Source organism: Rhizobium sp. Rhizsp42, from assembly GCF_047304155.1.
In the GTDB taxonomy this organism is placed as follows: Bacteria; Pseudomonadota; Alphaproteobacteria; order Rhizobiales; family Rhizobiaceae; genus Rhizobium.
The window spans coordinates 82,969-108,885 of the sequence record NZ_JBGLYS010000020.1 but is presented as its reverse complement, the minus strand read 5'-3'; the positions used below and the strand labels follow the sequence as shown (position 1 = coordinate 108,885).

Here is a 25,917-nt window from a genome sequence, read left to right as displayed (position 1 = left end):
AGTCACCGTCGCCAGCAGCGCCGCCGCCCTCGTTCTGTGAAGCGGCTTATAAGGCCCCTAACCCAAACAAGTCAACAAGCCTTTTTCAAAAAATCGCAGTTTCTGGCAACTGACTGATTTGGCTAAGGAATTTCCAGAAGGCTCGTTTGGGGGCTGGAAACGCACCGCTTTGGCGCAGGCTTCCGGCAAGCATCCACCTCTATATAGGACCGCAAAAGCATGAGACGAGGCCGTCTGCCCTCACATTTTCACAATCAGGTGGTCTCAAGGTCAGCGTGAACGTCGTGGCCGGTCCATTCGGGTCCGCTCATTTGACTCCCATATGTAAACTATGCACTTTTCCGGCCACCCCAATGCCCCCTGGGCCTGGTTGACCCGATCAGCTGAAAGGATGCGGACGCCTTCGCCATGGTGACTGAGAAGATGATGATCCGCTCGTTCGGCAACGAGCCAGCCCTTCTCGCCGATGGCAGACGTGCGCCCGACCGCCGCGAAGTTTCGCTGCGCTGGCTCTCCGGCACCTTCCTGACCGGCATCACCTCGAGCGTATTGATGGGAGTGGCGCTGTTTGCCGCCCTCGACGGCCGCCAACAGCTTGCGATCCCTGCCGAGGCCTATGCCAGCATTGCCAACACCGCCAATCCCGACGCCGACGTAACCCGTGGCGGCCGCCTGATCGCGCCTGCCATTGCCGCCAAGCCCTCCGATCGCAAGATCATGGAAGTCTCGACCGTCGTTCATGAAGGCGACAAGGAAGTGGTGCGCCGCCAGCCCTTCGCGCGCGTGAAGATGACGCTTGCCGCCAATCACGTCGCCACCGAGGATTACCCGGCCTTCAACCCGCTCTCGATCTTCTCGGCCGACGAGCCCGAACCGCAGCCGGGCGTGCGCACCGGCCAGATCTACGGCTCCGACGTCGAATCCGAAGTCAGCCTGAAGACCGAGGCCTATCCGACATCGGCTTCCAACCTGAAGATCGCCGCCGGCATGTCGCTCGACGAGATCGAGGAAAACGTCCGCTCCAACGGCTCGGTGCTCACAGATGGCGCCTCGCAGGTCGCCGCCCTCTATTATGTCGACCCGCAGCGCTTCTCGACAGACGACAACGACGTCGACCTGGCATCGGGCCTGACCGCCCGCGTGCTCGAGCAGAACATGACGGTATCGGCGCCGGAATCCATCACGCCGCAGACCGAGGAATTCGCCGACGACATCGTGCCGGTTCGCCAGGATACGCCGATCGTCAAGGCCATGATGGATTCGGGCTATCCGGAGCCGCAGGCGAAGGGTCTCTCCACCTATCTCGCGCCATTGTTCGGCTCGGAGAACCTGTCGAAGGGCGACGTGCTGCGCATCGGCATCCTGCAGAAGGGTGAGCAGGCGAAGATCATCCGCGCCAGCGTCTATCGCGGTTCCCGGCATGTCGTCACGGTGGCACTCGACGACACCGACCATTACGTGGCCGGCAGCGAGCCGCCGAAGCTCGATGCGATCGCCACCGCTTTCGACGACAGCGCCATGACCGCGCCGTCGAACCAGAATCTTCCGCGCGTCTATGACGGCATTTATCGCGCCGCCCTCTCCTATGGCATGACCAAGGACATGACGGCGCTGATCATCAAGCTTCTCGCCAGCAGCGTCGACTTCCAGGCCGAGCTGCGCCCGACCGATACGCTCGAGGCCTTCTTCTCGGTGGCCGATGCCAGCGGCCAGGCGACGGATCAGTCCGAACTGCTCTATGTCAATGCCCGCTTCGGCGATACCCAGACGCGTTTCTACCGCTTCCAGGATCCGGAAGACGGCTCGATCGATTACTTCGACCAAGACGGCAAGAGCATTCGCCAGTTTCTGCTGCGCAACCCGGTCCCCAACGGCATCTTCCGCTCCGGCTTCGGCATGCGCCGCCACCCGATCCTGGGCTTTGCCCGTATGCACACCGGCGTCGACTGGGCCGCCCCGCGCGGCACGGCGATCATCGCCGTCGGCAACGGCACGGTGGAGAAGGCCGGCTGGGACAGTGGCGGCTACGGCAACCAGACGATCGTGCGTCACGCCAATGGCTACGAATCCTCGTATAATCACCAGAGCGCGATCGCCAAGGGCGTCGTCCCCGGCGCCAAGGTGCGCCAGGGCCAGGTGATCGGCTGGGTCGGCACGACTGGTGAATCGACCGGCCCGCATCTGCATTACGAGATGATCGTCAACGGTACCAAGGTCGACCCGCTGCGCGTGCGCCTGCCGGGCGGCAAGTCGCTCGCCGGTCCGGCGCTCGCCAAGTTCGAGGATGAGCGCAAGCGGATCGATACGCTGCTGGGCAACCAGCCGCCGCCGCAGGTGGCGAGCAAATAGTTTTCGGGTTGGTCGAGGATTTCGGCTTGATGAGGTACGCCGGGCACTGCCGCCGGCGTTGTGCCGTGTGTTACCCCCCTCTGCCCTGCCGGGCATCTCCCCCACAGGTGGGGAGATTGGCTGGGCGTAGCCGCTCGCTCCTACCTCAATGTTTGGCGCAGACCTTAACCGCGGGTTGATCTCCCCCCTTGTGGGGGAGATGTCCGGCAGGACAGAGGGGGGTATGCCGAGCGCCAACGTCAGCGCTTCGCCGACAAAACACAAAAACGGCGGCCGAAGCCGCCGTTTCCACTCACACACCAATCCGCTTACGCCGCTTCGCTGACACCAGCACTCCTAGTGCGGAACAGCAGACGATCGGTCCCGCCGGTGATCTTCACCGTCGACCCATCCGGCACCTGTCCGCCGAGGATCTGCTCGGCGAGCGGGTCCTGGACGTATTTCTGGATCACCCGCTTCAGCGGCCGCGCGCCGTAGACAGGATCGTAACCCTTGTTGGCGAGCCAATGCGTGGCCTCGTCGTCGAGTTCGATGGTGATCTTGCGCTCGGCCAAGAGCTTCACCAGACGCTGCAGCTGGATGTCGACGATCGCGCCCATCTCGTCCCGCTTCAGGCGGTGGAAGAGGATGATTTCGTCGATGCGGTTCAGGAACTCCGGCCGGAAGTGGCCGCGCACCATCTCCATCACCTGCTCGCGCACCAGATCGCTGTCGTCGCCATCCTTCAGCTGCGTCAGATATTCGGCTCCCAAGTTCGACGTCATGATGATCATCGTGTTGCGGAAGTCGACGGTGCGGCCCTGACCATCGGTCAGGCGGCCGTCGTCGAGCACCTGCAGCAGCACGTTGAAGACATCCGGATGCGCCTTTTCGATCTCGTCGAACAGCACGACCTGATAGGGCCGGCGACGCACCGCTTCCGTCAGCGAACCGCCTTCCTCATAGCCGACATAGCCGGGAGGGGCGCCGATCAGCCGCGCCACGGAGTGCTTCTCCATGTACTCGGACATATCCATACGCACCATCGCCGTCTCGTCGTCGAAGAGGAAGCGAGCCAATGCCTTGGTCAGCTCCGTCTTGCCGACGCCGGTCGGGCCGAGGAAGATGAACGAGCCGAGCGGCCGGTTCGGATCCTGCAGGCCGGCGCGCGCACGGCGCACCGCCCGCGACACGGCCTGAACCGCGTCACCCTGGCCGATCACCGACTTCGCCAGCTCGTCTTCCATCCGAAGCAGCTTCTCGCGATCGCCTTCCAGCATCTTCTCGACCGGAATGCCGGTCCAGCGGGAGACGACATGCGCGATGTTATCAGGGGTCACGACCTCCTGCACCATGGCGCTGCGATCATTGTCCTGCGCTTCAGCCTCCGAGAGCTTCTTTTCAAGCTCCGGAATGACGCCGTAAGTCAATTCGCCGGCGCGCTGGAATTCGCCCTTGCGCTGAGCGATCGCCAGATCGTTGCGGGCATCGTCGAGTTCCTTCTTCAGGTCCGCTGCTAGGCCGAGCTTCTGCTTTTCCGCCTGCCAGCGGGCCGTCAGTGCATCGGCGCTCTCTTCCAGATCGGTAAGCTCGGTCTCCAGCCGCACCAGCCGGTCGGCCGAAGCGACATCGGTTTCCTTCTTCAGCGCTTCGCGCTCGATCTTCAGCTGCATGATGCGGCGATCGAGTTCGTCGAGCTCTTCCGGCTTGGAATCGACCTGCATGCGCAGGCGCGCCGCCGCCTCGTCCATCAGGTCGATCGCTTTATCGGGCAAAAAGCGGTCGGTGATGTAGCGGTTCGACAGCGTAGCGGCCGCCACAAGCGACGAATCCGAAATCCGGACCTTGTGGTGCTGCTCGTACTTCTCCTTCAGGCCGCGCAGGATCGAGATCGTGTCCTCGACCGTCGGCTCTTCGACGACGATCGGCTGGAAACGACGGGCGAGCGCCGGGTCCTTCTCGACATGCTTGCGGTATTCGTCGAGCGTGGTCGCGCCGACGCAATGCAGTTCGCCGCGGGCCAGCGCCGGCTTCAGGAGGTTCGAGGCATCCATCGCGCCGTCACCCTTGCCGGCACCGACGAGCGTGTGCATCTCGTCGATGAAGAGGATGATCTCGCCGTTTTCGGCCTGCACCTCGTTGAGCACGCTCTTCAAGCGCTCTTCGAACTCGCCGCGATATTTCGCGCCGGCAATCAGAGCGCCCATGTCGAGCGCCATCAGCTTCTTGTCTTTCAGCGATTCCGGCACGTCGCCATTGACGATGCGCAGCGCCAGACCTTCAGCGATCGCCGTCTTGCCGACGCCGGGCTCACCGATGAGAACGGGGTTGTTCTTGGTACGGCGCGAGAGCACCTGGATGGTGCGGCGGATTTCGTCATCGCGGCCGATCACGGGATCGAGCCGGCCATCACGGGCTTCCGCCGTCAGGTCGCGGGCGAATTTCTTCAGAGCGTCGAAGCCCTGTTCGGCATTGGCGCTGTCGGCCGTGCGGCCCTTGCGGATTTCGTTGATGACCTGGTTGAGCGTCACCGCCGTCACGCCGGCATTCTTCAGCGTGATCGCCGTGGACGATTCCATTGCCAGCGCCTGCAACAGACGCTCGACCGTGACGAAGCTGTCGCCGGCCTTCTTCGATGCTTCTTCGGCGGTCGAGAGAACCTTGGCGAGCGGTGCGGCAAGATAGATCTGGCCATTGCCGCCGGAGACCTTCGGCAGCTTGGCAAGGGCGGCATCGTTGGCAAGGCGGGCGGCCTTGGCGTCGCCGCCGGCCCGCTCGATGAGAGACGCGGCCATGCCTTGGTCGTCGTCGAGCAGCACTTTCAGCACATGCTCGGGCGAGAACTGCTGGTGACCCTGGGCCAGCGCATAGGTCTGCGCCGACTGGATGAAACCGCGCACCCGCTCGGAGTATTTTTCAATATTCATAAATAGACCTCCTTAAATCGCCCTGCCCTCATAAGGCACAGGCCGATGACTGAGATTGAGCTCCCTCAAGAGGCGAGCCATGTCTCTTCGCCGGCGGCCGAAACCGAGGCGAAGAACTTGCTCAGGATATGGTGGGAAGCCGCGAAAGTTTAAAGAGGTGGCGCGCCCAAAAAACCACGCCTGCGAGCAAGCGGCCGCGGCCCGCGGGCGGCGACCGGCAGGCCGAAAACGAGATCGCCCCGCCGGAGCGGCTGCTCGGGCGGGGCGGGATCGAATTGTATCGAAAGGCGCTTAGGCGGCGACCAGATCGTCCGTCTCGTTTTCCTTGAACATCTTGGCGAGGTTCAGGAAGCAGATCATGCCGTTTTCGGAAGCGATGATGCCTTCGCAGAAGGCGCGGTCGAAGGAAGCGGTAACTTCGGGAACCGGCTGCACCTGATCGGCCGAAATCGTCAGGATGTCGGAGACGCGGTCAACGAGCATGCCGATGACCATGTTGTGCACTTCGGCGACGACGATGGCGCTGCGCTCGTTGGCGACGGTGCTCTTCATGCCGAGCTTGAAGGCGAGGTCAATGATCGGAATGACAGAGCCGCGCAGGTTCATGACGCCGATGACATCGGCCGGCGAATGCGGGATCGGCGTCGAAGGCGCCCAGCCGCGGATTTCGCGAATGGTCGTCGTCTTCACGCAGAATTCCTGGTCGTGCAGGCGGAAGGCAATGATCTCAAGCGTATCGCCACTGAAGCTCGGAGAATTGATCGTCGTCATTAAAAATGTCCCAACTGTCGAAAGCCAGGGCAGAAGCAACCACGCCACCATTGGCGTCGATGCACTTTGCCTTCAAGCCGCCAGTTCTCTGAATATGAAGAGTACCGTTACGGTTACTGAGGACTGTAAAGAAAGAGTGTTTCCCAAATCTAAACCGACCGGCAGGATTTTTCGCCCGGTGAGTGAGGGAATGCGTCGAACGGATCACGGACCCGTCCAACGCGGCCAAGTCTCAGACGATGGTCTTCTCGATCTGCTCCACCGCCCACTCGACCTGATCCTTGGTGATCACAAGCGGTGGCGCCAGGCGGATGGTGTTTTCGTGGGTGTCCTTGGCAAGAAGGCCGAGATCCTTCAGCGCGTAGCAATATTGCCGTGCGCCGCCGGCTTCCGGCACCAGCTCGATCGCCATCATCAGCCCGCGCCCGCGCACCTCTTTCACGATGTTCGAGCGGATCGACCGCAGACCCTCGAGGAAATAGTTTCCCATGCGCTCGGCATTGCCGATCATGTCTTCTTCCGTCAGCACCTTCAGCGCCGCGCGCGCTACGGCGCAGGCAAGCGGATTGCCGCCGAACGTCGAGCCGTGCTGGCCGGGCTTCAAGACGCCCAGCACTTCGGAATTCGAAAGCACGGCGGAAACAGGATAGAAGCCGCCCGACAGCGCCTTGCCGATCAGCGTCACGTCCGCCTCGATGCCCTCGTGCTCCTCTGCCAGCAGCTTGCCGGTGCGACCGAGCCCGGTCTGGATCTCGTCGAGGATGAGCGTGACCTTGTTGTCGGTGCAGAGCTGGCGCACCGTCTTGAAATAGCCCGGCTGCGGGATGATGACACCCGCCTCGCCCTGGATCGGCTCGATCAGCGCCGCCACCGTGTTCTCGTTGATCGCCGCGGCAAAGGCTTCCGCATCACCGAAAGGAACGGTGCGGAAGCCCGGCGTATAGGGGCCGAAGCCACTACGTGCATCCGGATCGGTGGAGAAGCTGATGATGCTCAGCGTCCGGCCGTGGAAATTGTCAGAGCAGACGATGATCTCGGCCTTGCCCTCCGGCACGCCCTTCACCTCATATCCCCATTTGCGCACCGCCTTGATCGCGGTCTCGACAGCCTCGGCGCCGGAGTTCATCGGCAGGATCTTGTGCGATCCCGTCAGTGCCGCGAGTTCCTCGTAGAGATGCGCCAGCTGGTCGTTGCGGAAGGCGCGCGAGGTCAGCGTCAGCTTGCCCGCCTGCTCGACCATGGCCGAAAGGATCTTCGGGTGGCAATGCCCCTGGTTGACGGCCGAATAGGCAGAGAGGCAATCGAGATAGCGCTTGCCATCGGTATCCCATACATAAACGCCCTCGCCGCGCGTCAGGACGACGTCGAGCGGCTTGTAGTTATGGGCGCCCAGGCGCTGCTCCGTATCGATCAATCTGGCTGAACTGCTCATGGTCGTCCCCTTTTTGTTATGCGGGTTCTTATGCGGCACGGGTTCTTATGCGGCGCGCGTCGGGCGGTCGAAGATGCGGCGGCCGAACAGGCTGGCCGTCAGCTCAACGAGAACGCGGGCGCTCTTGCCGCGATCGTCGAGAAACGGGTTGAGCTCGACCAGATCGAGAGAGGAGACGAGCCCGCTGTCGCAGAGCATCTCCATGATGAGATGCGCCTCGCGGAAGGTCGCTCCGCCAGGCACCGTCGTGCCGACACCGGGCGCGACGTCAGGATCGAGGAAATCGACATCGAGGCTGACATGAAACAGCGCGTTCGCCGCTTCGACCTTGGAGAGAATGTCGCGCATGATCGCCGCCACCCCCTGCTCGTCGATCGAGCGCATGTCGAAGACATTGACGCCGTGCTCCTTGATCAGCTCGCGCTCCGGCGCATCGACCGAGCGGATGCCGACCTGGAAGACATTCTTCGGCTCGACCAGCGGCCGGTCGCGCGGCAGGATGTCGGAGAGATCGGCCTGGCCGCAATAATAGGCGACGGGCATGCCGTGAATATTGCCCGAAGGCGATGTCTCCGGCGTGTTGAAATCCGAATGCGCATCGAGCCAGAGCACGAAAAGCGGCCGCTTCTGCTTGGCGGCATAGCGCGCCATTCCCGATACCGTGCCCATCGACAGGCTGTGGTCGCCGCCGAGAATGATCGGGAAACGGCCGGCATCGGCGATCTCGTAGACGCCGGCTTCGAGCGCTCGCGTGAAGGCGCCGACGGTGCGCAGATTGTGCGCCTTCGGATTGTTCGGCAAATCGCGGGCCGGCACGATCTGCACGTCTCCTGCGTCAGCGACATCATGGCCGAGATCGACAAGCGCGCGGTCGACACCAGCAATACGAAGCGCCGTCGGCCCCATCGCGGCCCCCCTGCGGCCGGAGCCCTCTTCCAAAGGCGCACCGATAAGGGTGACCGATCGCGACTGTGCCTGCATTTGTCTCTCCTGCTCACTGCTTCGGTTGAATATCTGACATCGCCACGGCGACAAAAAGATGAAAAAGTGCCAGTTTCACAGCATGATTTGACAGTTTGCCAAGTCCAACCATACAAAGTGAAACCCCGCTCCTGCAAAGTAAGACCATGGACGACCTCGATCAGGAACTTCTGAGCGCTCTGCGCCACAATGCCCGCACGCCCGTTTCCTCGCTTGCCGCCATGACCGGCGCCTCACGCGCCACCGTCGCCGCGCGCATCGACAGATTGGTCGCCAACGGCACCATCGCCGCCTTCACCATCCGCACCGGCCACGAAACCCGCGCCGCCGGCGTGCGCGCCATCGTCATGATCGAAGTGCTCGGCAAACTCGCCGACAAGGTCGCCGACCAGCTGCGCGGCCTGCCGCAGGTGCGCGCACTCCACAGCACCAACGGCAAATGGGATTTCATCGCCGAACTCGAAGACCGCGACCTCGTCTCCTTCGACGAAACCCTGCGCCGCATAAGACTGATCGACGGCATCAACACGACTGAGACGAACATATTGCTGAAGACGCGGAAGACCAGCTTTTAAGGCGAGAGCGGGAGAGGTGGCCGAGACGGCGGCTTTGCGCCAGAAGCGGTTATTTCAAGACTGATGCGGCTATGGTTCCATCAATCGTAGGCGACGAACGAAATCACGTTCCCGTCCGGGTCACGGACATGGAAGTCTGTTCCACCCCAGGGCTGGCTGGTTGGCTGCTGCGCAAACTCCGCGCCGCGGTCCCGCAGTTCCTCAAACAACCCGTGCACGTCCGAAACCTCAATTGCAGCGAGAATGAGCGAGACCTCGCGTGCTGCCAGATCGGCAAAATTCGGTTTGCTGACACACCGAAGATGTAGGCAAGCCGCGCCGCGCGACACGGCGCCGTAAAACGGCGGCGTACCGTGGAGGAAATCGACGTCAAATCCGAGCTTCTCGTTGAAGAATTGGGCGCTCGCCGGCACATCACGCACAAAGAGGATCGGGACGATGGACGTCAGGGCAATTTCGCTCATGCAAGTCTCCGCTACGTCGATACCCACTGGTTGAATCTACAGGTAGATTTATGTGCCCGCAAAGGGGCCGAGCAAACGAGAGCGCTTCGTGCGCAAAACGTCAGAAGCGGTCACCCTAGAAAATAGAGTAATCTCCAATTGAGAAAGCTCACAACCAACCCAGCCAGAGCGCCCAGCGGTGTGAATACCAATACCCCAATCGGGCCTGCGAGTTCATAGCCAAGCCAACCGCCGAGGATCAGCCCGATTATGCTTAGAATGATCGTAATTACTTTGTGCAGGTTTCCCATGGCTCAAATCTAACCATCGCAGATGTCATGTTCAATCGGGTCGAAGGCCGTCTTCCGCTTCGCGCCAGGGGCGGTCATGACTTCGGAACCGGTTGACGCCGAATGCCGCATCAGCTACCTCTTGCGCCGCAGCGGTTCAATCACGCTGCCGTAGGCGTTACCGTCATCCAACGCGTCCTTTGCGAAGAAGGTCCCAGCAGGGAAATCTCGCGAATGAAGGCGCGGTGAGTTCACATCTTTCCCACGTATCTTCGCGGCTGGCAGAACCCAGGCGCGCAAGGAACCGTGTCGGCCGGATGACGATACCGTGGCCTTTCCTGCAACATTTGGGAAAGACACCGACAATGCAAATGACTGACAACACCATCCTCATAACAGGCGGCACAAGCGGGATCGGACGTGCGCTCGCAGAAGCATTTCACGACCGGGGGAACCAGGTTATCGTGACAGGGCGACGTCGCGATCTGCTGACGGAAATCTGCGATCAGCGCCCTGACATCGTGGGACTTCATCTCGACCTCAATGATAGCCGCTCCATTAAGGTCGCCGCGAGTGCCGTCCGCGACCGCTTCCCCGATCTGAATGTTCTGATTGCCAATGCCGGGGTTTCCTGTAGCGAAGACGTGACATCGGCGGACTGGAACGCGTCTGCCGGCGAAGACATCGTAGAGACCAACATCCTGGGTGTGCTGCGGACGGTGGCTGCCTTCCTGCCGATTTTGAAGTTGCAGAAATCGGCGACCATCATGGCGACAAGCTCCGCACTTGCCTTCGTGCCGCGAGCCGATTTTCCGACATACTGCGCCAGCAAGGCCTTCCTGCACACGTGGCTCATCTCACTGCGTCACCAGTTGCGCAACATGCCTGTCGACGTTCTGGAATTGTCGCCGCCTTATGTCCAGACCGAGCTGACAGGACACGCACAGGCGAGTGACCCTCGTGCGATGCCCTTGGCTGCTTATGTGCAGGCGGTGATGGAGATGCTGGAAAAGGGCCAGCACCCGCGTGGAGAGCTTCTGCTACAGCGAGATGAACCTCGTCGCTTCGCCGAGCGTGACGGTACCTTTGACGACCTGTTTGCCGCCATGAACCCGGCCTGACGGCAGCGCTTGTCCACTTTGCGCCGATAGCAGCCGTCAACGGTGGCAGCGGCTAGGCACGAATAGCTTGTCTCATATGCGTCAACATGGCTGATGTCGCACACAGCTGTTTTGCAGTATCACTCCCTCACGCTAGAAAGCGCCACGCAACAGCCTGGATTATTCGAAATGTGGGATTGGTTCCCGATCATCTTCTTTCCGCTCAAGATCATCGTGCTCGGCACGGGCATGTTCTTCGCCATCAAGTGGCATCGCGATCAAGAGAAGAATAAGTAGCAAAGGCGGCGGACGGTCAGCGCCCGCCGGCTATGCTCTAGCCAACCGCAAGCGCCAGATCGTTCGCGGTCGACGAAACGACGTTCCCTCGGCCAGTTCCCTTTGCCTGATAGAGCGCCTGGTCCGCGCGTCGCAAAGCCTCTTCGCAGGTTTCGCCGCCACCGCTTGTCACGTCCGCAATTCCGAAGGATGCACCGATAACCACTTTGCCGGCCGAAAGAAGATACGGCTGCGACAGGATCGAGGACAGTCGGCGGCAGTGCCATTCGGCGTCGGCGAGCGAGATATGCGGCATGAGGACGGCAAATTCGTCTCCGCCCAATCGGAACACGACGTCGTCTTCCTTGCATCCGCCCTGAAGACGGGTGGCAACCTGCTGCAGCAGCTCGTCGCCGGCCGCATGCCCGTGTCTGTCGTTCACGGATTTGAAGCCGTCGAGATCGATACAGACAACAGTCATCGGCCGAGCCGAGCTTAGTCGTGCGAATTCCGGCGCAAGCAGCGACCTGTTCGCCAGCCCGGTCAGGAAATCATGCGTCGCGGCATGGCGCATCTGCTTCTCGGATTCCAGGATCGAAGAAATCGCCTTCCTCGAAAGCCGCAGCGAAAACAGGCCGCCGAAAACGAGAACCACGGTCACCACGACGGCCAGCGGCAGCGATTGACGCAGCAGATCCTTGGCGGGCGTGGGCGATCTCCATGAGAGCACCTCGGTCTCACCGTCTGGTCGCGTCGCTATTTCCACGCGCGCCCGATCGGCGCCAACCGTCTTGAGCGGACCAACGCTCGCATCGTCGAGAACAAAGCGATTTCCGAGGAACTCCGGCAAGCTGCCGGCGATCGGTACGGCGGATACGAGGATCGGCGCCCGGTTCCCGCGCGGTACGGATGTCTTGAAGTCCGATTGAAAAAGGCTTGCGGTGAGCAGAACCGCATCATTGTTCACGACCTCGACCTTGCTGAAGGCGATGGGGTTGGGAATTCCCTCGGGCCGCGGCTTTGCTTCCTCGGACCTGACGCGCTCGACAAGGGTGCGAGCATCGCCGACGATGATCTCAGGCCCGCGCACGAAGAATGCCCGATCCTTCATCTCGTCGGCCGTTCTCGAATAGATAAGGGTGTCGTCGTGATTGAGGATCGCCGCAAAACGCGTCCTGGACGTCCCGATCAGCGACTGGCCGATGTTCCTGTCCGCCCATTCGAAATCGAACGTGTTGTCGAGTTTGGCGATCGATTCGTCCCAGATCGTCCAGGCCGTCAGCGCGAATTCGAGGTCGGAGGTCCAGACCGCGATGTTGCGCTTAACCAGGGTCTCCTGGCGCTGGCGGCTCTCGGCATCCAGCCGGGCAACGCCAAACGACGGGATTGCCGCCAACCCCGCTATGACGATCGCCGTGAGAATGAGAGCCGGTCCTACCAGCTTGAGATGGGTGAAGCGTGTGGTCACTTTGACGTCCTGGTCTTTTGTCGACACAGGTAGCTTCCGCCAGTTTCGGTTGCGTTATCGCAAAGCGCTTTTTGGTGAGCGCGGTTAATATCCCGTTGCATCGCTCGATAGGCTGGGAGGGGGCTTAGCCCCCCCCCCACCATCAATATTCCTTCTCGTACACCACGCCCGCCTCGCCGGCACCATTGGCGCCGGCCGCACCGCGCAGCTTCACGCCGCGCCCGACATCGAGGTTGATGATCGCCTTGGCGCCGTCCTTGGTGTTTTGCTGCAGCTCGATATAGGTGCGCTCGTTGAGATAGCGGCCGACGCCGACATTGGTCTGGCCGTTGGCATCGGTGCTGATATCGAAATCGTCGACGCCGAGCTGGTTGCGCAAACCCTGGAACAGCGAGGTCGAGCGGCCGCCCGCAAGCTGGCTGACGGCATCGGCGAGCTGGGCGATCTGGATCGCCGAGAGTTTCGACATCGACTGCCCGAAGATCAGCTGCGCCAGCACTTCATCCTGCGGCAGCGCCGGCGAGGAGGAGAAGGTGATGGCGGGGTCGGTCGCCAGTCCCGCCACGTCGACGGTCAGCGTCGTCGTCCCCGAGGTCGAGGTCGCCGCCATCTGCAGCGCCGGCGTCAGATCGCCGGCAAAGGTGATCCGGCTCTTGTCGGAGAAGTCCAGACGACGGTTGAGAATGGTGAGACGCCCGCGGCGCATGGTGAAGCCGCCGGAAACCACAGGCACGGATGCCGTGCCCCGGATGGTCACGCTGCCGCCGAGCTCGGCGTCGATCCCGCGTCCGCGCACGAAGATCTGCGAGGGCGCATCGACCTGGATATCGAGATTGAGCGTGCTTGACTTGCCTCTCGCGCCCTCCTGCGTCGTGTCGCGGATCTGAGCGAGAACGGCCTTTGGCGCGTTCTTGTGGCGGATATCGATCTCGCGCAGCGATGTCGGAAGCTTTTCCGGAACGGTGATCGAGGCCTTCTCGAGCGTCAGCTTGCCATTCAGCGTCGGATTGGCAAGAAGCGGCCCGCGCAGGCCGATCGTGCCGTCGACCGTTGCGACGACAAGCGTGCCGTCGACATAGACCGCCTTGTTGAGACGGACATCGATATTAGCGGGGAAGTTCGCCGCCGGCTGAATGCCGACATCGCCGGTCACCGCGATGTTGCCGCCGCTCGCGAGCTGCCCGGTCAGGCGCGAGATCACCGCGAGCTGCCCGTCGAAGCGGATATCGGCCGTCAGGCTGTTGATTTCCAGATTGCGCCGGACGTCGATGACCTTGGCGCCGCTGGTGGCAACCGTGCCATTGATCACGGGCGCCGCAGCCGTTCCGCCGACCTGCAGATTGAAGTTGGCGTTGCCTTCCGCGACGAACCCTTGCGCCGCGAGCTGCGCGCCGAGAACGGCAAACGGCAGGTTGCCGGAAAAGCGCATGTCGAGCGCCCGGTTCCCTGAAATGGCCAGATTGCCGCCGCCTCGCAGCGACAGTCCGGCATCGCCGGTAACTGTCGTGTCGATGGTGAGCCGGCCCGAAGCGAGCTTGCCGTTCGCGCCGATCGCAAGCGGCGAGACGCCCGCGCCCCGCGTCTGGCTTGTCGCGGCATTGCGCCAATCGAGCTTGAAGTCGACATCCGGCAGCGGCAGCTTGCCTGATGCCGAAACCGTGCCCGAGATATTGCCCTCTGCGGCAAGCCCCGGAACGAAGGCGTTGGCGAGGCCCGCCGGCAGGTTCGATATGTCGGCCTTCACGGCAAGCGATTGCGCATTGGCGCCGGCGACCACGAAATTGCCCGCCGCCTTCAGCGCCACGTTGTTGCCGGCAAGATTGGTAGTGAAGTCGAGCTTGTTGTCGGCGAGCTTGCCGTTAGCGTTGGCAGACAGCGAACCGACGCCCGCGGCCCGCGTCTGCGTCGTCGCCGCATTCTTCCAATCGAGATTGAAGTCGATGACGGGATTGGCGGGCGTTCCGGATGTCTTTGCCCGACCCGAAATCGTGCCCTCGGCGCCAAGGCCAGGCACGAAACCGTTGGCAAGGCTCGCCGGCAGATCGGTAATATCGGCATCGACGGAAAGGCCCTGGATGTTGGCGCCAACCAGCGCCGCCGTCCCCTTGGCCTTAAGTAATGTCTTGCTGTTGCTGGCCAGATTGGCGTCGAAATCGATCTTGTTGTCGGCGAACTTGCCCGTCGCATCGAGGCTGAGCGCCGAAAGGTTGGCGCTCTTGGTCTGCCGCGTCGTCGCGTTCGCCCAGTTGAGCTTGAAAACGACCGATGGCAGCGGCAGCGCGCCGGAAACCTTGGCCGTCCCCGAAATCATGCCGCCGGCATCGAGATCGGGCACGAAGCTGCTGACAAGTGCTGCCGGCAGGTTGTTGAGCGTCGCATTGGCCTCGATCGTCGTCGGCTTGGTCCCCTCGATCCCGACCTTGCCCGCCGCCTCGAGCGCCGCACCGGCCTGACCATCAAGCTTGGTGGTGAAATCGAGCGCCTTATCCTCAAGCGTTCCCTTCAGCGCGAGCGCCATGGCCGGCAACCTCGCCGCCTTCGTCTGGCTGGTCGCGACATCGGCCCATGCGAGATCGAAGCTGGCCTTCGGCTGCTGCAGCGTGCCGGACGCCGAAGCCGTGCCCGAAATCGTGCCGCTCGCGCCGAGACCATCGACGAAGCCATTGGCGAGACCGGCCGGAACTCCGCTCAACGTCGCATCGACCTTGAGATCGCCGATCGCCGAACCTTGAAGCTTGAGATTGCCCGCCGCCTTCACCGACATGCCGCCGGTGGCCGAGACGTTGCTGTCGAAAGTGAGCGTATTGTCCGTAAACGTCCCGTTCACGGAAGCGCCGACGCCCGAAAGGCCGGCCGCCTTGATCTGGCTGGTCGAGGCGTTCTTCCAATTCAGCTGGAACTGCGCGGCCGGCATCGGCAGCTTGCCGGATGCGCCGAAGCTTCCCGATATCATGCCCTGCGCGGCCAGATCGGGCATGAAGGCGTTGGCGAGCGCCGCCGGAATATTGGCAAGCGTCCCGTCCACCTTCAGCGTCTGCGCGTCATTGCCGGTGACGACGAAGCTGCCATCGGCCTTGATGGCAAATCCACCGCTGCCGCCGGCATTCGCATTGAAATTGAGAATGTTGTTTTCGAGCTTGCCGCTTGCCGTCAGCCCGAGCGAGGAGAGCTTGGCGACCTTGGTCTGGCTGGTGGCCGCGTTCTTCCAGTTCAGCTTGAAATCGAGCTCCGGCGCCGGAAGCTTGCCCGAGGCGGTGACGCTGCCGGTAATGGCGCCTTCGGCGTTCAGCCCAGGCACAAAGGCGTTTGCCAATCCGGCAGGAATGTTGACGATATCGGCATCAACCTGCAGCGACTGCGCATTCGGCCCTGCTGTCACGAAATTGCCCGCCGCCTTCAGCGAAACGCCGCCCTTGCCGCTCAGATCCGTTTTGAAATCGAGCTTGTTATCCGCGAACTTGCCATCCGCGCCGATCGCCAGCGCCGAAAGCCCGGCCCCCTTCGTCTGGCTGGTCGCGGCATTCTTCCAATCAAGCGTGAAATCGGCCACGGGTGCTGCCGGCGTGCCCGACACCGCGACCTTGCCCGAGATCGCGCCCGCGGCATCGAGATCGGGCACGAAGCTGTTGGCAAGGCTTGCCGGCAGTTGCTTGACCACGGCATTGATATCGAGCGCTTGCCCGGCCGAGCCGGTCACATTGATCGCGCCATCGCCGGTCTTGATCTCGAGACCATCGAGCGTGACCGTGCCATCAGTGATCGACAGCTGCGATGGCGCGGCGAGGTCCACCGCAATGTCGTGCGGCTTGGCCGAGAAGCGGTCGAGCTGAACGAGCGTCGTGCCGGCATTGGTTTCGACACCGCCACCCGCCACCAGCGGATGGTTGTCGTAATAGCCGTCGAGGCTGAAATTCGTGCGGTTCCCGAGCTGCGTGAAGTTCACCGCCAGGCTGTCGATCTTGTTGGTGCCGGATGCGACCTCGTCGGCCTTGATCGCTCCCGTTGCCGCAAAGGCCGAGAGATCGGTGACGGTGACATCGACATTGGGGCTGACAATCGCGAAATTGCCCTGCTTCAAGCCACTGCCCGTTGCCGCCACCTTCAGGCCGATCTTGCCGGCATCATTGCTGATGTCGACCGACCCCTTGAGATCGCCCTCCGCCTTCTGGCCGGCTAGCGCCGCAATCAGGCTGAGATCGGGCAGGTCGAATGTCAAAGCGCCCGTCGGCGCGAAGCTCTCCGACAGCGCGACGTGACCGGTCAGGCTGTTGTTACCGACATTGGCCTTGATCGACGGCAGCGTCGTCTGCCCGCCCTCGGACAATACATCGGTGCTGATGTCGATCGTCTGGCCATCGATCTTGCCGGTCGCCTTCACCTGCGCCTTGGGCGCCTTCGGATCGGCGGTCGCGGTCAATGCCACAGCGAGATCGCTCAGCCCGCGCCCAGCCATGTCGATCGCGGGTGCATTGAGATTGGCGGAAAGCGCCAGCGCGGAGAGATCGCCGCCGGCCTTCAGGCTATAGGTCACGGCACCCGAGGCGGTGTCGAGCAGCGGCTTGATATCGGGCACGCGGCCGGCAAGCGTCGCATCGAGCGTCGTGCCGTCGAGGACGATATTGCCTGTCGCGACCGTGAGGTCCGACTTGATGCTGAGGTTCGACAGGTTGATCTTGTCGGGAATAGTGCCCGCCACTTGGCCTTCGATGGTCACAGGCGTCTTGAACCGCGCCGCGACGGCCGGCGGCATTGCCGGCGGCTCGACGGTCAGCTTGGCATTACCGGTGAGCGAATTGTCGGTGAGCTGATACGCACCATTGAGGCTGGCATTCGCCGACGCGCTCTCAATCGTCGCGCCGTTGAAGCCGATCGCGGCCGGCGAAATCTGCAGCGGCAGAACGATCGTCACCGGCCCCTGAACCGCCCGGTTGATATCGGGGTTGGCAAAGGTCATGTCGCCGGCGACAAGGCGGATCTGCACGGCGCCGGAGCGGCCGCTGAGATTGAAGTTGTCGCTCTTGGCGGTCAGCTTCACATTGCCGATCGTCGCCTGCGGCAGCACGGCGGTATCGAGCGAGGCGCTGGCATTCAGCCGCGACGCCTTGGCATCCCCCGTCAGCGCCAGGTTGACGCCCGAAATCATGAAGCGCGCTTCGCCTTCGGCCAGCGGCCAGCGGAAATCGACCGGCCCGGAGGTCCCGAGCACGTTCGCATTCAGGCTGTTCTTGCCCTTCGGATCCAGCGTACCGGAAGCAGCGATCACGACGGCGCCCGTCGCCACGTTGCCGGTCTGGATATCGATCTTGCCGGCGTTGTCGAAATTCGCTGCGAGATCGATATTCGTCTGCCCCGCGAAAAGCGGCCGGAATGCCGCCGGCATCAGCGAGCTCAGATCGCCGCCGCCCTTGAGCTCGACATGATGCAGAGCCTGGTCCGGCGTCAGCGTGTGATGCGCCTCGATCGCGGCGCGCTGCTGGCCATCGAGCGAGGCCTGCAACTTGGCTTTCCAGTCGGAGATCGGGCCATCGCCATTGAGGCTGATCTCGACGGCCGGATTGTTCGGCAAGGCGAGCACGCCGGCAAGCAACCCGCCCTTTGGTTCGTTGAGCTTGGCCTTGACCGTAAGCTGGCTGTTTTCAGGCAGAAAGGCGACATCGGCCGTCAGCTTGGCATCCGGCACATCATGGCGGTGAACAGTGATATTCGCATCGCCGCCCTTCGAGTCGGCGCGCACGCTGCCATCGGCCGAGAGCGTGAAGGCGCGCCCGATCAAGGGCTGCGACAGGCTGATCTTCGGCAGCGAGATCTGATCGATATCGATCTTGATCGGCAGCGAGAACCCGCCGCCGGCCTCACCTTCGGCCGCCGGCCGCGACGGCAATGTGCGGACCGGCTTACGCAGAACGCGGATGGCATCCGCCTCCAGGCGCGTCGCATGGAAGCGCCCGGTGAAAAGCGCCAGCGGATTCCAGTTGATCGACAGGCCGTCGACATCCGCAAATGTGCCGCGCGTATCCGACAGCACGATACGTGTCGCGCCGAGGCCACCGGTGAGCAGCCCCTGCGGGTCCATCACCCGGATGGTCATGTCGCGGTTGGAGATGGTCGACGTCACCTTGTCGACCAGAATGCGGGCGCCAAATCCGGTGAAGCCGAAGATGCCGATGGCCACGGCAAGCAGGATCACGAGAACGCCGGCTCCGTAACCGAGCAGTCGTGCAATCCACTTGAAGATGTTCGTCAGCGTAAGCATGGACCCGGAGCTATCCCGTTTTCTGCGCGGCTATCGCAATCTCGCTGCGAGCCTGAACCTCGTTAGAACGACTGGCCAATGCCAGCGTAAATGCCGTAATCCGTCCCACCCTCGAACTTGTTGAGGGGAACGGCGAAATCAAGCCGGATCGGCCCGAATGGGGTGGCGTAGCGCAGGCCGATACCGGCACCTGCCCTGATATCCGAAAAATCGGGCGCAACATCGGCGGAGACCACCCCGACATCGATAAACGGCACGATGCCGATCGTGTCGGTGATCTTCACGCGTGTCTCGAACGACGCGGTCATGAAGGAAGCACCACCGGTCGCCTCGTTGGCGGCGTTATAGGGAGAGATTTCCTGATAGCCGTAACCGCGCACCGATCCGCCGCCGCCGGCAAAGAAGCGCCTTGTGGCGGGAATGTTCTCAAGATCGTCGGCGCCAAGCAGGAACCCGGCCGAAAGCTTGCCGGCGAGCACGATCCGATCTTCGGCGCCGAGGCCGTAGTAACCGGAGACCGAGCCCTCGAAGGCGGAGAAGAACGTGCCGTTATAGGCTTCGTAGCTCGGCGTCACCTTGCCCATCAGCCGGTAGCCCGATGTCGGATCGAGCTTGTTGTCGCGCGCGTCGCGATCGAACTGGAGGGGGGCCGCGAAGGTCAAGTAGGTGTTGTTCCCGAACGCGTCGTCATCCTTTTCCCAGCTGACTTCGCCCGCACCGGTAAACGTGTCGGTATCGTTGAGTTCGTAGGAATAGCCGAGCGATGCCGTCACCAGCTTGGCGCTATAGGCATCGGGATTTTCGGTCTTGGCGAGAATGCTGGCAATCAACGTACCAGATGGAACGAAGGCGCCGGGCTTGGTGAAGGTGATGCCCGCCGAGAAATCGAGATCGCCCAGAGCCGTCGCATCCCCAAGGCGGCCGACGGCGCCCTCGACGCGCAGCCCTTCCGCCCCACCGAACAGATTGCGATGGCCCCAATAACCATTGACCCCGAAGCCATCGATCGTCGAATACTGCGCGCCGACGCCGAAATAGCGCTGCTTGCCCTCCGACACCTCGATGATCATCGGCAGGCTGCCGTCGCCGGCCAGCTGGTCGCCCTCATGAATGGTGACGCTCGAGAATACGCCAAGCGCCCGCAGCCGCTCGCCGGCCTTCTTCAGCGCCTCCGGAGAATAGCGATCACCCTTGTTGATGCGCGAATAGCGCTCAATGAAATCGGACCGCACCGCCTTGGCGCCCGTGACGCCCACCGTCCCGATCGGCGCGACCGGCCCGCCCTCGGCAGCGAGCACGACGTCGACAGTATCGGTCCTGTGATCGGCCACCACCTTGCGCGTCGTCAGTTTCGCCAGCGGCCGCCCCTCGCTCTTCAATTGCTCGACGATCTTGTCGCCGGCCTTGATGATCGTGAGCGACCCGGCCGAAGCGCCCGACCCGAGATCGTAATCGGCGGGATTGCGGTTGGCCGCATCGCCGCCGAATTGCACTTCGCGCACATGAAACACCGGCCCGGCCGCAACGCTGACATTGACGGGAACCGGGCGCGAGCGATTGAATGTTGGGTTCGGCGGCAGATCGTCGATATTGCGTCCATCGACGGTGATGGTCACGACGCCGCCATAGCGCGCCTTTTCATAGAGAGCCGCGATCAGCCGTTCGCGATCGTCGCGCGCCTTGACGACGACACCGAGATCGCCCGAAACCGGCTGCTCCTTGTCTCCAACCAGGCGCGAGCTGTTCTCGAGCGCCTCCTTGAGGTCGGGATCATTAGCATCTGACGTCAGCGTCACCTCATAGCGAACGGGATCGGGCACCTGGTTGGCGTCCGTATCGTCCTTACCGAAGAAGTTGATCCCGAAAAGCTTGAAGGCGTAAGCATTCGACACGAGTGCCGGTGACAAGGCAGTCGCCACCGCGACCATTGTCACGATGCCTGCTCGCCGATACGCAATACCCGGTTTCGGTGCCTTCCGTCTAATCTGCATCCGCCGCTTTTTGGTTACACTGGATTTAAGCTCTGCGCCCCCCGGCCTGATGCGACCTTAGCGGCAAAATTCATTTTGTTGTACCGTTTTAAACCGCATGATTGCTGATTTAGCGGAAAAAAACAAAAATCCCGGGCCAGAGACCCGGGATTTGAAAGGTTTTGGCGAAGGATCAGCCGCGGCAATCGTCGATATAGCGGCGACCATATTCGTCGCGATAGTAGCACTGGCCGGGCTGTTCCGACACACGGCCGATGAGCGCGCCGGACACGCCGCCGACGGCAGCACCCACGGCGGCACCGCGAACATTGCCCGTAACAGCGCCGCCGATAACGGCGCCGGATGCCGCACCGATACCCGCACCCTGTTGCGTCGGCGTGCAGCTTGCAATCGATAGGCCGATGAAGGCGAGCGCAATAATCTTTTTCATCAATAACTCCTGATTGTTCGCCCGAGCGGGCGGTGGCCGTCCCTGATTCCTGTCTTTTTTGTAACCTAGACCGCAAACTATGGCGCAAAAAGGGGCAAGCACCCTCTCCAATCGATTTCAATTGGTCTGCAGCCATGAAAATCGACTGGCAAATCGGTCACCAAGAACCATGCGAAGCACTGCGCGCAGGGCTGCAATGCACGATTGATCTGGTCAAGCACGCCAATTTCAAATTAAAGTAATTCGAAACTAGGGACGATTTGACGCACATGGTGCTAAATCGGACCAAATGGGTTGACGTGCAGTCGTCATTGGGCGGAGAACGCCTGCACGATACTGGAGCATGAGATGGATTTCGAAGCATTCTTCAAGAGCGAGCTGGAAGGCCTTCACAACGAAGGTCGTTACCGCGTGTTCGCCGATCTTGAACGTCACCGCGGCAATTTCCCGCGTGCCACGCGCCACACCCCCGAGGGGCCGAAGGATGTGACCGTCTGGTGTTCCAACGACTATCTCGGCATGGGCCAGAACCCCAAGGTGATCGAGGCGATGAAGAACGCCATTGATCACTGTGGCGCGGGTGCGGGAGGCACCCGGAATATTTCTGGCACCACGCACTACCACGTTCTGCTCGAGCGCGAGCTCGCAGATCTGCACGGCAAGGAATCGGCCCTGGTCTTCACCTCGGGCTACGTCTCCAACTGGGCGGCGCTGGGCACGCTCGGCGCCAAGATCCCCGGCATGATCATCTTCTCGGATGCGCTGAACCACGCCTCGATGATCGAGGGCATCCGCTACGCCAAGTGCGACCGCGTCATCTGGAAGCACAACGACCTGCAGGATCTCGAAGCCAAGCTCGCCGCCGCAGATCCGAAGGCGCCGAAGATGATCGCCTTCGAGAGCGTCTACTCGATGGATGGCGATATCGCGCCGATCAAGGAAATCTGTGACCTCGCCGACAAGTACGGCGCCATGACCTATCTCGACGAAGTCCACGCTGTCGGCATGTACGGCCCGCGCGGCGGCGGCATCGCCGAACGCGAAGGCCTGATGGACCGCCTGACGGTTATCGAAGGCACGCTCGGCAAGGCCTTCGGCGTCATGGGCGGCTATATCGCGGCATCCACCGCGCTCTGCGATTTCATCCGCTCCTTCGCCTCCGGCTTCATCTTCACCACGGCCCTGCCCCCGACGCTCGCCGCCGGTGCGGTCGCCTCGATCCAGCACCTGAAGGTCAGCCCCTTCGAGCGCGCCCGTCACCAGGACCGCGTTCGCCTGCTCCGCGCGCAGCTCGACAAGGCCGGCATCCCGCACATGCCGAACCCGAGCCACATCGTCCCCGTGATGGTCGGCGACGCCGCCAAGTGCAAGTGGATCTCGGATCTTCTGCTCGACAACTGCAACGTCTACGTCCAGCCGATCAACTACCCGACGGTTCCGGTCAAGACCGAACGCCTACGCATCACGCCCACGCCGCTGCATACCGATGCCGACATCGAGCACCTGGTGGAAGCGCTGCATTCGCTGTGGTCGCGCTGCGCACTCGCCCGGCACGTCGCTTAACGTCACGCGCGACGGCGCTGCACTCTCGGCTTGGAGCCTACGGCAGACAGCGAGAGTCATAAGCTATTGAAAGAACGCGGAAACCCCACTCGCCGCGTCATCCTCGGGCTCGTCCCGAGGATCTAAGCACGTTGCCCGGAATGCAACGGTGCTGGGTGCATGGAGGAGCGCAAAGTCGCCATTCCGCCGCCAATCCGCGTCTCCCGCCTCGCCAAGTCTCCATCCACGTCGAGCAAGTTGGCCGCTCAGCAGATGCTCGGCACAAGACCGAGCATGACGGTCGTGGGCTTGGGGGCGGCTGCGGATAGAGTGGGCATAACCTGTTGAACGAAAACGGCGCCCCACTCTCGGCGTCATCCTCGGCCAAGAAGCCGAGGATCTAAGCACGTGGCCAAGAGTGCAACGGTGCTGGGTGAATGGAAGGGGTGACGCAGGCTCCTCATTCCGCCGCCAACCCGCGTCTCTCGCCTCGCCGAGTGTCCATCCACGTCGAGCAAGTTTGCCGCTCAACAGATGCTCGGCACAAGACCGAGCATGACGGCGGCGGGTTTGGGAACGGCTGCGGATAGAGTGGCATAACCTGTTGAAACAAGCCGGCAATCCCACTCTCGACGTCATCCTCGGCCAACGAGCCGAGGATCTAAGCACGTGGCCAAGAGTGCAACGTTGCTGAGTGAATGGAAGGGCGAAGCAGGCTCTTCGCTCTACCGCCAATCCGCGTCTACCGCCTCTCCAAGTATCCACTCGCGTCGAGCAAGTTGGCCGCTCAGCAGATGCTCGGCACAAGACCGAGCATGACGGCGGTGGGTTTGGAAACGCTGCAACCTATTCGATGACGGCAATGCCGCGCGGTCGCAACCAGCCCTTCAGGCAGCTTTCTCCCGGCTCGCCACCAAGACCGCAGCCCGCTGCCGGGCTTCCTTGTCGACGGCGAACACATCGTCCATCGTCGCGGCCTCGGGCAGATGCGCCAGTTGGTCCATCACCGTCTCGGTCACATCGGCCATGGCGAGGAACGACAGGCGCCCGGCGATGAAGGCTTCGAGCGCCACTTCCTTGGCGGCGTTCAAAACAGCGCCCTGCACGCCACCGCGCGTCATCGCAAGGCGAGCGAGCCGAAGTGCCGGGAAGCGCGTCTCGTCGGGCGCTTCGAAATCCAGCCGCGCCAGCTTGGCGAAATCGAGCCGCTCGATCGGCAGGTTCGGCCGGCGGGGATGCGCCAGCGCGTAGCCGATCGCGGTGCGCATATCCGGCGCGCCGAGCTGCGCCAGGACTGAGCCGTCGGTATAACCCACCATCGAATGGATCACCGATTGCGGATGCACGATGACCTCGATCTGCTCTGGCGTCAGCCCGAACAGATGCTTGGCCTCGATCATCTCGAGTGCCTTGTTGAACATAGAGGCGCTGTCGATCGAGATCTTCAGCCCCATCGACCAGTTCGGATGTGCACGCGCCGTCTCGACGGTCACACCGGCCATCTCCTCGAGCGAGGCGTTGCGGAACGGTCCGCCAGACGCCGTCAGGATGATGCGCTCCACGGCGTGGCGCTGGTTCTCCTCCAGCACCTGGAAGATCGCATTGTGCTCGCTGTCGACGGGCAAGAGCTTGCCGCCGCCGCGGCGCACGGACTGCACGAAGAGGTCGCCGGCGGAAACCAGGCATTCCTTGTTGGCGAGCGCGATATCGGCGCCCTTGCGGGCCGCGGCCAGCGTCGGCGCAAGGCCCGCTGTGCCTACGATCGCGGCCATCACCCATTCGGCCTCCAGATCGGCTGCTTCCATCAGTCCGGATTGACCGGCGGCAACCGCGATCCCGCTTCCAGACAGCGCGCTCTTCAGCGCCTCGTAATGGCTGTCACTCGCCGTCACCGCGAGTTTGGCACCGGCCGCACGAGCCTGCTTTGCCAGCAGATCGACATTCTCGTTGCCCGTCAGCACGGAAATTTCGAAGTTTTCGAGACCGCCCAGATGCTTCACCACATCGAGCGTGTTCTGCCCGATCGAGCCGGTCGAACCGAAGATGGAGAGGCGCCGAGGCCCGTTTCTGCCCGTGATCATGCGCGATTTTGCCTGCGTTCCGTCATTTCCCTCGGCTCTACAGGGGATTGGAATGACCGGCAAGTGTGCAGTGCAGCAGATTTTTGGGCCTGAGGGGTTTACATCCCCGCCGGTCGATGTGATCCTGACAACAATCCTCAGGGATAGGAGCATTGGCAATCGTATCGGTTGCAATTTTCAAGCTCCGGCGGCGCAAATTTCGCGCCCGCTTCCGTATCCGCGCCAAAGGCCGGACGCGATAAAAACCAGAACGAGATGTCGGGTTTGCAAGGCGAAATCCTGCGCGCTTTTGTGCGTTTCCGCTTCAAGCCCGCATCGACCAGAAGACCCTGACCGTTACGAAGGGACAAATGGCCATGAAAGCGACAAGCAGTTTATTGCTTCTGCCCGCCGCGCTCATTTCATTCGCACCGCGCGTCCACGCAGAAAACCTCGTCATCTGGACACCCGTGAAAGTGTCCGAAAGATCCTACAAGGCAACGATGGGCTTTCGCCTGCCCGCCGAATGGGAAACCAGCGCCGGCGCCGATATCGGCCTTGCGGCATCGAAGGGCGGCGTGCTGCTCGGCGGCTCAGAACAGGCCTCGCTCTGGGGCAAGATCACCAAGGTCAGCGTCACGCCCGCGGCCCGCGCCGAGCGCTCAGCCAGCGTGCGCGTCGATACCTTGAGGGGCAGCGGCGCGCTGATGCTCAGCCGTTCCCGCAGCTGGATCTTCTCCGACTCACTGGACATGGTGTCGACCCGCTTCGTGCAGGTCCGTTATGACGCCGTCGACACCCGTCAGACATCCGTCGATACCTCGCAGGCGCTGAAGCTGATCCAGCCCTGGACCGGCACCTCGCTCTCGGCGGCAGCCACCGTGTCGGGCTTCAATGGCGATGTGACGAGTTCGCTGGCGCTGAACCAGTTGATCCTCCCCGACCTTAATTTGAGCGCAACAATCAGCAATCCTGGATCATCCACCCGCTCGGGAAGCATCAACCTGAACTACCGGGTCAGCTGGTGACCGCGCACGCGACGCCGGCTTT

15 protein-coding genes are annotated in these 25,917 nt (G+C 62.3%); 5 read left to right on the top strand and 10 right to left on the bottom strand.

The features are described 5' to 3' along the window. The first annotated feature begins 408 nt into the window (after nucleotides 1-408). The gene (locus ACCD05_RS19320) at nucleotides 409-2,349 is read left to right on the top strand and encodes a M23 family metallopeptidase (protein ID WP_413394709.1); all 1,941 of its coding nucleotides are present in this window, start codon (nucleotides 409-411) and stop codon (nucleotides 2,347-2,349) included. Between the two features lie 308 nt (nucleotides 2,350-2,657). On the opposite strand, the gene clpB is transcribed toward ACCD05_RS19320, so the two are convergent. From clpB to rocF, 4 genes are all read right to left on the bottom strand, one after another. Continuing rightward, nucleotides 2,658-5,255: an ATP-dependent chaperone ClpB gene (gene clpB / locus ACCD05_RS19315; protein ID WP_018901595.1), complete on the bottom strand. Its 2,598-nt coding sequence runs from the start codon at nucleotides 5,253-5,255 to the stop codon at nucleotides 2,658-2,660. Between the two features lie 291 nt (nucleotides 5,256-5,546). Then, complete coding sequence (locus ACCD05_RS19310; RefSeq protein WP_047508497.1) at nucleotides 5,547-6,026, bottom strand: chemotaxis protein CheW; 480 nt, start codon at nucleotides 6,024-6,026, stop codon at nucleotides 5,547-5,549. Nucleotides 6,027-6,258: 232 nt separating this feature from the next. Further along, complete coding sequence (gene rocD, locus ACCD05_RS19305; RefSeq protein ID WP_112982357.1) at nucleotides 6,259-7,458, bottom strand: ornithine--oxo-acid transaminase; 1,200 nt, start codon at nucleotides 7,456-7,458, stop codon at nucleotides 6,259-6,261. A 45-nt stretch (nucleotides 7,459-7,503) separates the two neighbouring features. Next, nucleotides 7,504-8,439, bottom strand: coding sequence for an arginase (gene rocF / locus ACCD05_RS19300; RefSeq protein WP_413394706.1), 936 nt, complete (start codon nucleotides 8,437-8,439; stop codon nucleotides 7,504-7,506). A 146-nt stretch (nucleotides 8,440-8,585) separates the two neighbouring features. On the opposite strand from rocF, the gene ACCD05_RS19295 reads away from it, so the two are divergent. Next, nucleotides 8,586-9,014, top strand: coding sequence for an Lrp/AsnC family transcriptional regulator (locus tag ACCD05_RS19295; RefSeq protein ID WP_047508503.1), 429 nt, complete (start codon nucleotides 8,586-8,588; stop codon nucleotides 9,012-9,014). Between the two features lie 80 nt (nucleotides 9,015-9,094). Here the strand turns inward: ACCD05_RS19295 and ACCD05_RS19290 are convergent, their stop codons facing one another. Next, complete coding sequence (locus ACCD05_RS19290) at nucleotides 9,095-9,478, bottom strand: glyoxalase superfamily protein (protein ID WP_413394702.1); 384 nt, start codon at nucleotides 9,476-9,478, stop codon at nucleotides 9,095-9,097. Nucleotides 9,479-10,118: 640 nt separating this feature from the next. Here ACCD05_RS19290 and ACCD05_RS19285 point away from each other — a divergent pair. Then, entirely contained in the window at nucleotides 10,119-10,868 is a 750-nt protein-coding gene (locus ACCD05_RS19285; RefSeq protein WP_413394700.1) for an SDR family oxidoreductase, read from the top strand. 313 nt (nucleotides 10,869-11,181) lie between these two features. Here ACCD05_RS19285 and ACCD05_RS19280 read toward each other — a convergent pair whose 3' ends face one another. The 4 genes from ACCD05_RS19280 to ACCD05_RS19265 all read right to left on the bottom strand — a co-directional run bounded on the left by ACCD05_RS19280 (nucleotide 11,182) and on the right by ACCD05_RS19265 (nucleotide 21,265). Beyond that, nucleotides 11,182-12,618, bottom strand: a complete 1,437-nt coding sequence (locus tag ACCD05_RS19280; RefSeq protein ID WP_413394698.1) for a diguanylate cyclase domain-containing protein — start codon at nucleotides 12,616-12,618, stop codon at nucleotides 11,182-11,184. Nucleotides 12,619-12,733: 115 nt separating this feature from the next. Further along, nucleotides 12,734-18,844: a translocation/assembly module TamB domain-containing protein gene (locus ACCD05_RS19275; RefSeq protein ID WP_413394696.1), complete on the bottom strand. Its 6,111-nt coding sequence runs from the start codon at nucleotides 18,842-18,844 to the stop codon at nucleotides 12,734-12,736. A 62-nt stretch (nucleotides 18,845-18,906) separates the two neighbouring features. Then, on the bottom strand, nucleotides 18,907-20,835 hold the full coding sequence (locus ACCD05_RS19270) for an autotransporter assembly complex protein TamA (protein WP_413394694.1): 1,929 nt from the start codon (nucleotides 20,833-20,835) through the stop codon (nucleotides 18,907-18,909). A gap of 172 nt (nucleotides 20,836-21,007) precedes the next feature. Then, entirely contained in the window at nucleotides 21,008-21,265 is a 258-nt protein-coding gene (locus ACCD05_RS19265; protein WP_018901584.1) for a YMGG-like glycine zipper-containing protein, read from the bottom strand. Nucleotides 21,266-21,613: 348 nt separating this feature from the next. Between ACCD05_RS19265 and hemA the strand changes: the two genes are divergently transcribed. Then, nucleotides 21,614-22,828 carry a 5-aminolevulinate synthase gene (gene hemA / locus ACCD05_RS19260; protein ID WP_047508509.1) on the top strand — a complete coding sequence of 405 codons (1,215 nt, stop codon included), beginning with the start codon at nucleotides 21,614-21,616 and terminating at the stop codon, nucleotides 22,826-22,828. An 866-nt stretch (nucleotides 22,829-23,694) separates the two neighbouring features. Here the strand turns inward: hemA and dxr are convergent. Further along, nucleotides 23,695-24,888, bottom strand: coding sequence for a 1-deoxy-D-xylulose-5-phosphate reductoisomerase (gene dxr, locus ACCD05_RS19255; protein ID WP_413394691.1), 1,194 nt, complete (start codon nucleotides 24,886-24,888; stop codon nucleotides 23,695-23,697). A 356-nt stretch (nucleotides 24,889-25,244) separates the two neighbouring features. Between dxr and ACCD05_RS19250 the strand changes: the two genes are divergently transcribed. After that, a complete protein-coding gene (locus tag ACCD05_RS19250) occupies nucleotides 25,245-25,895 on the top strand; it encodes a hypothetical protein (protein ID WP_413394689.1) in 651 nt (216 codons plus the stop codon). Nucleotides 25,896-25,917: the final 22 nt, after the last annotated feature.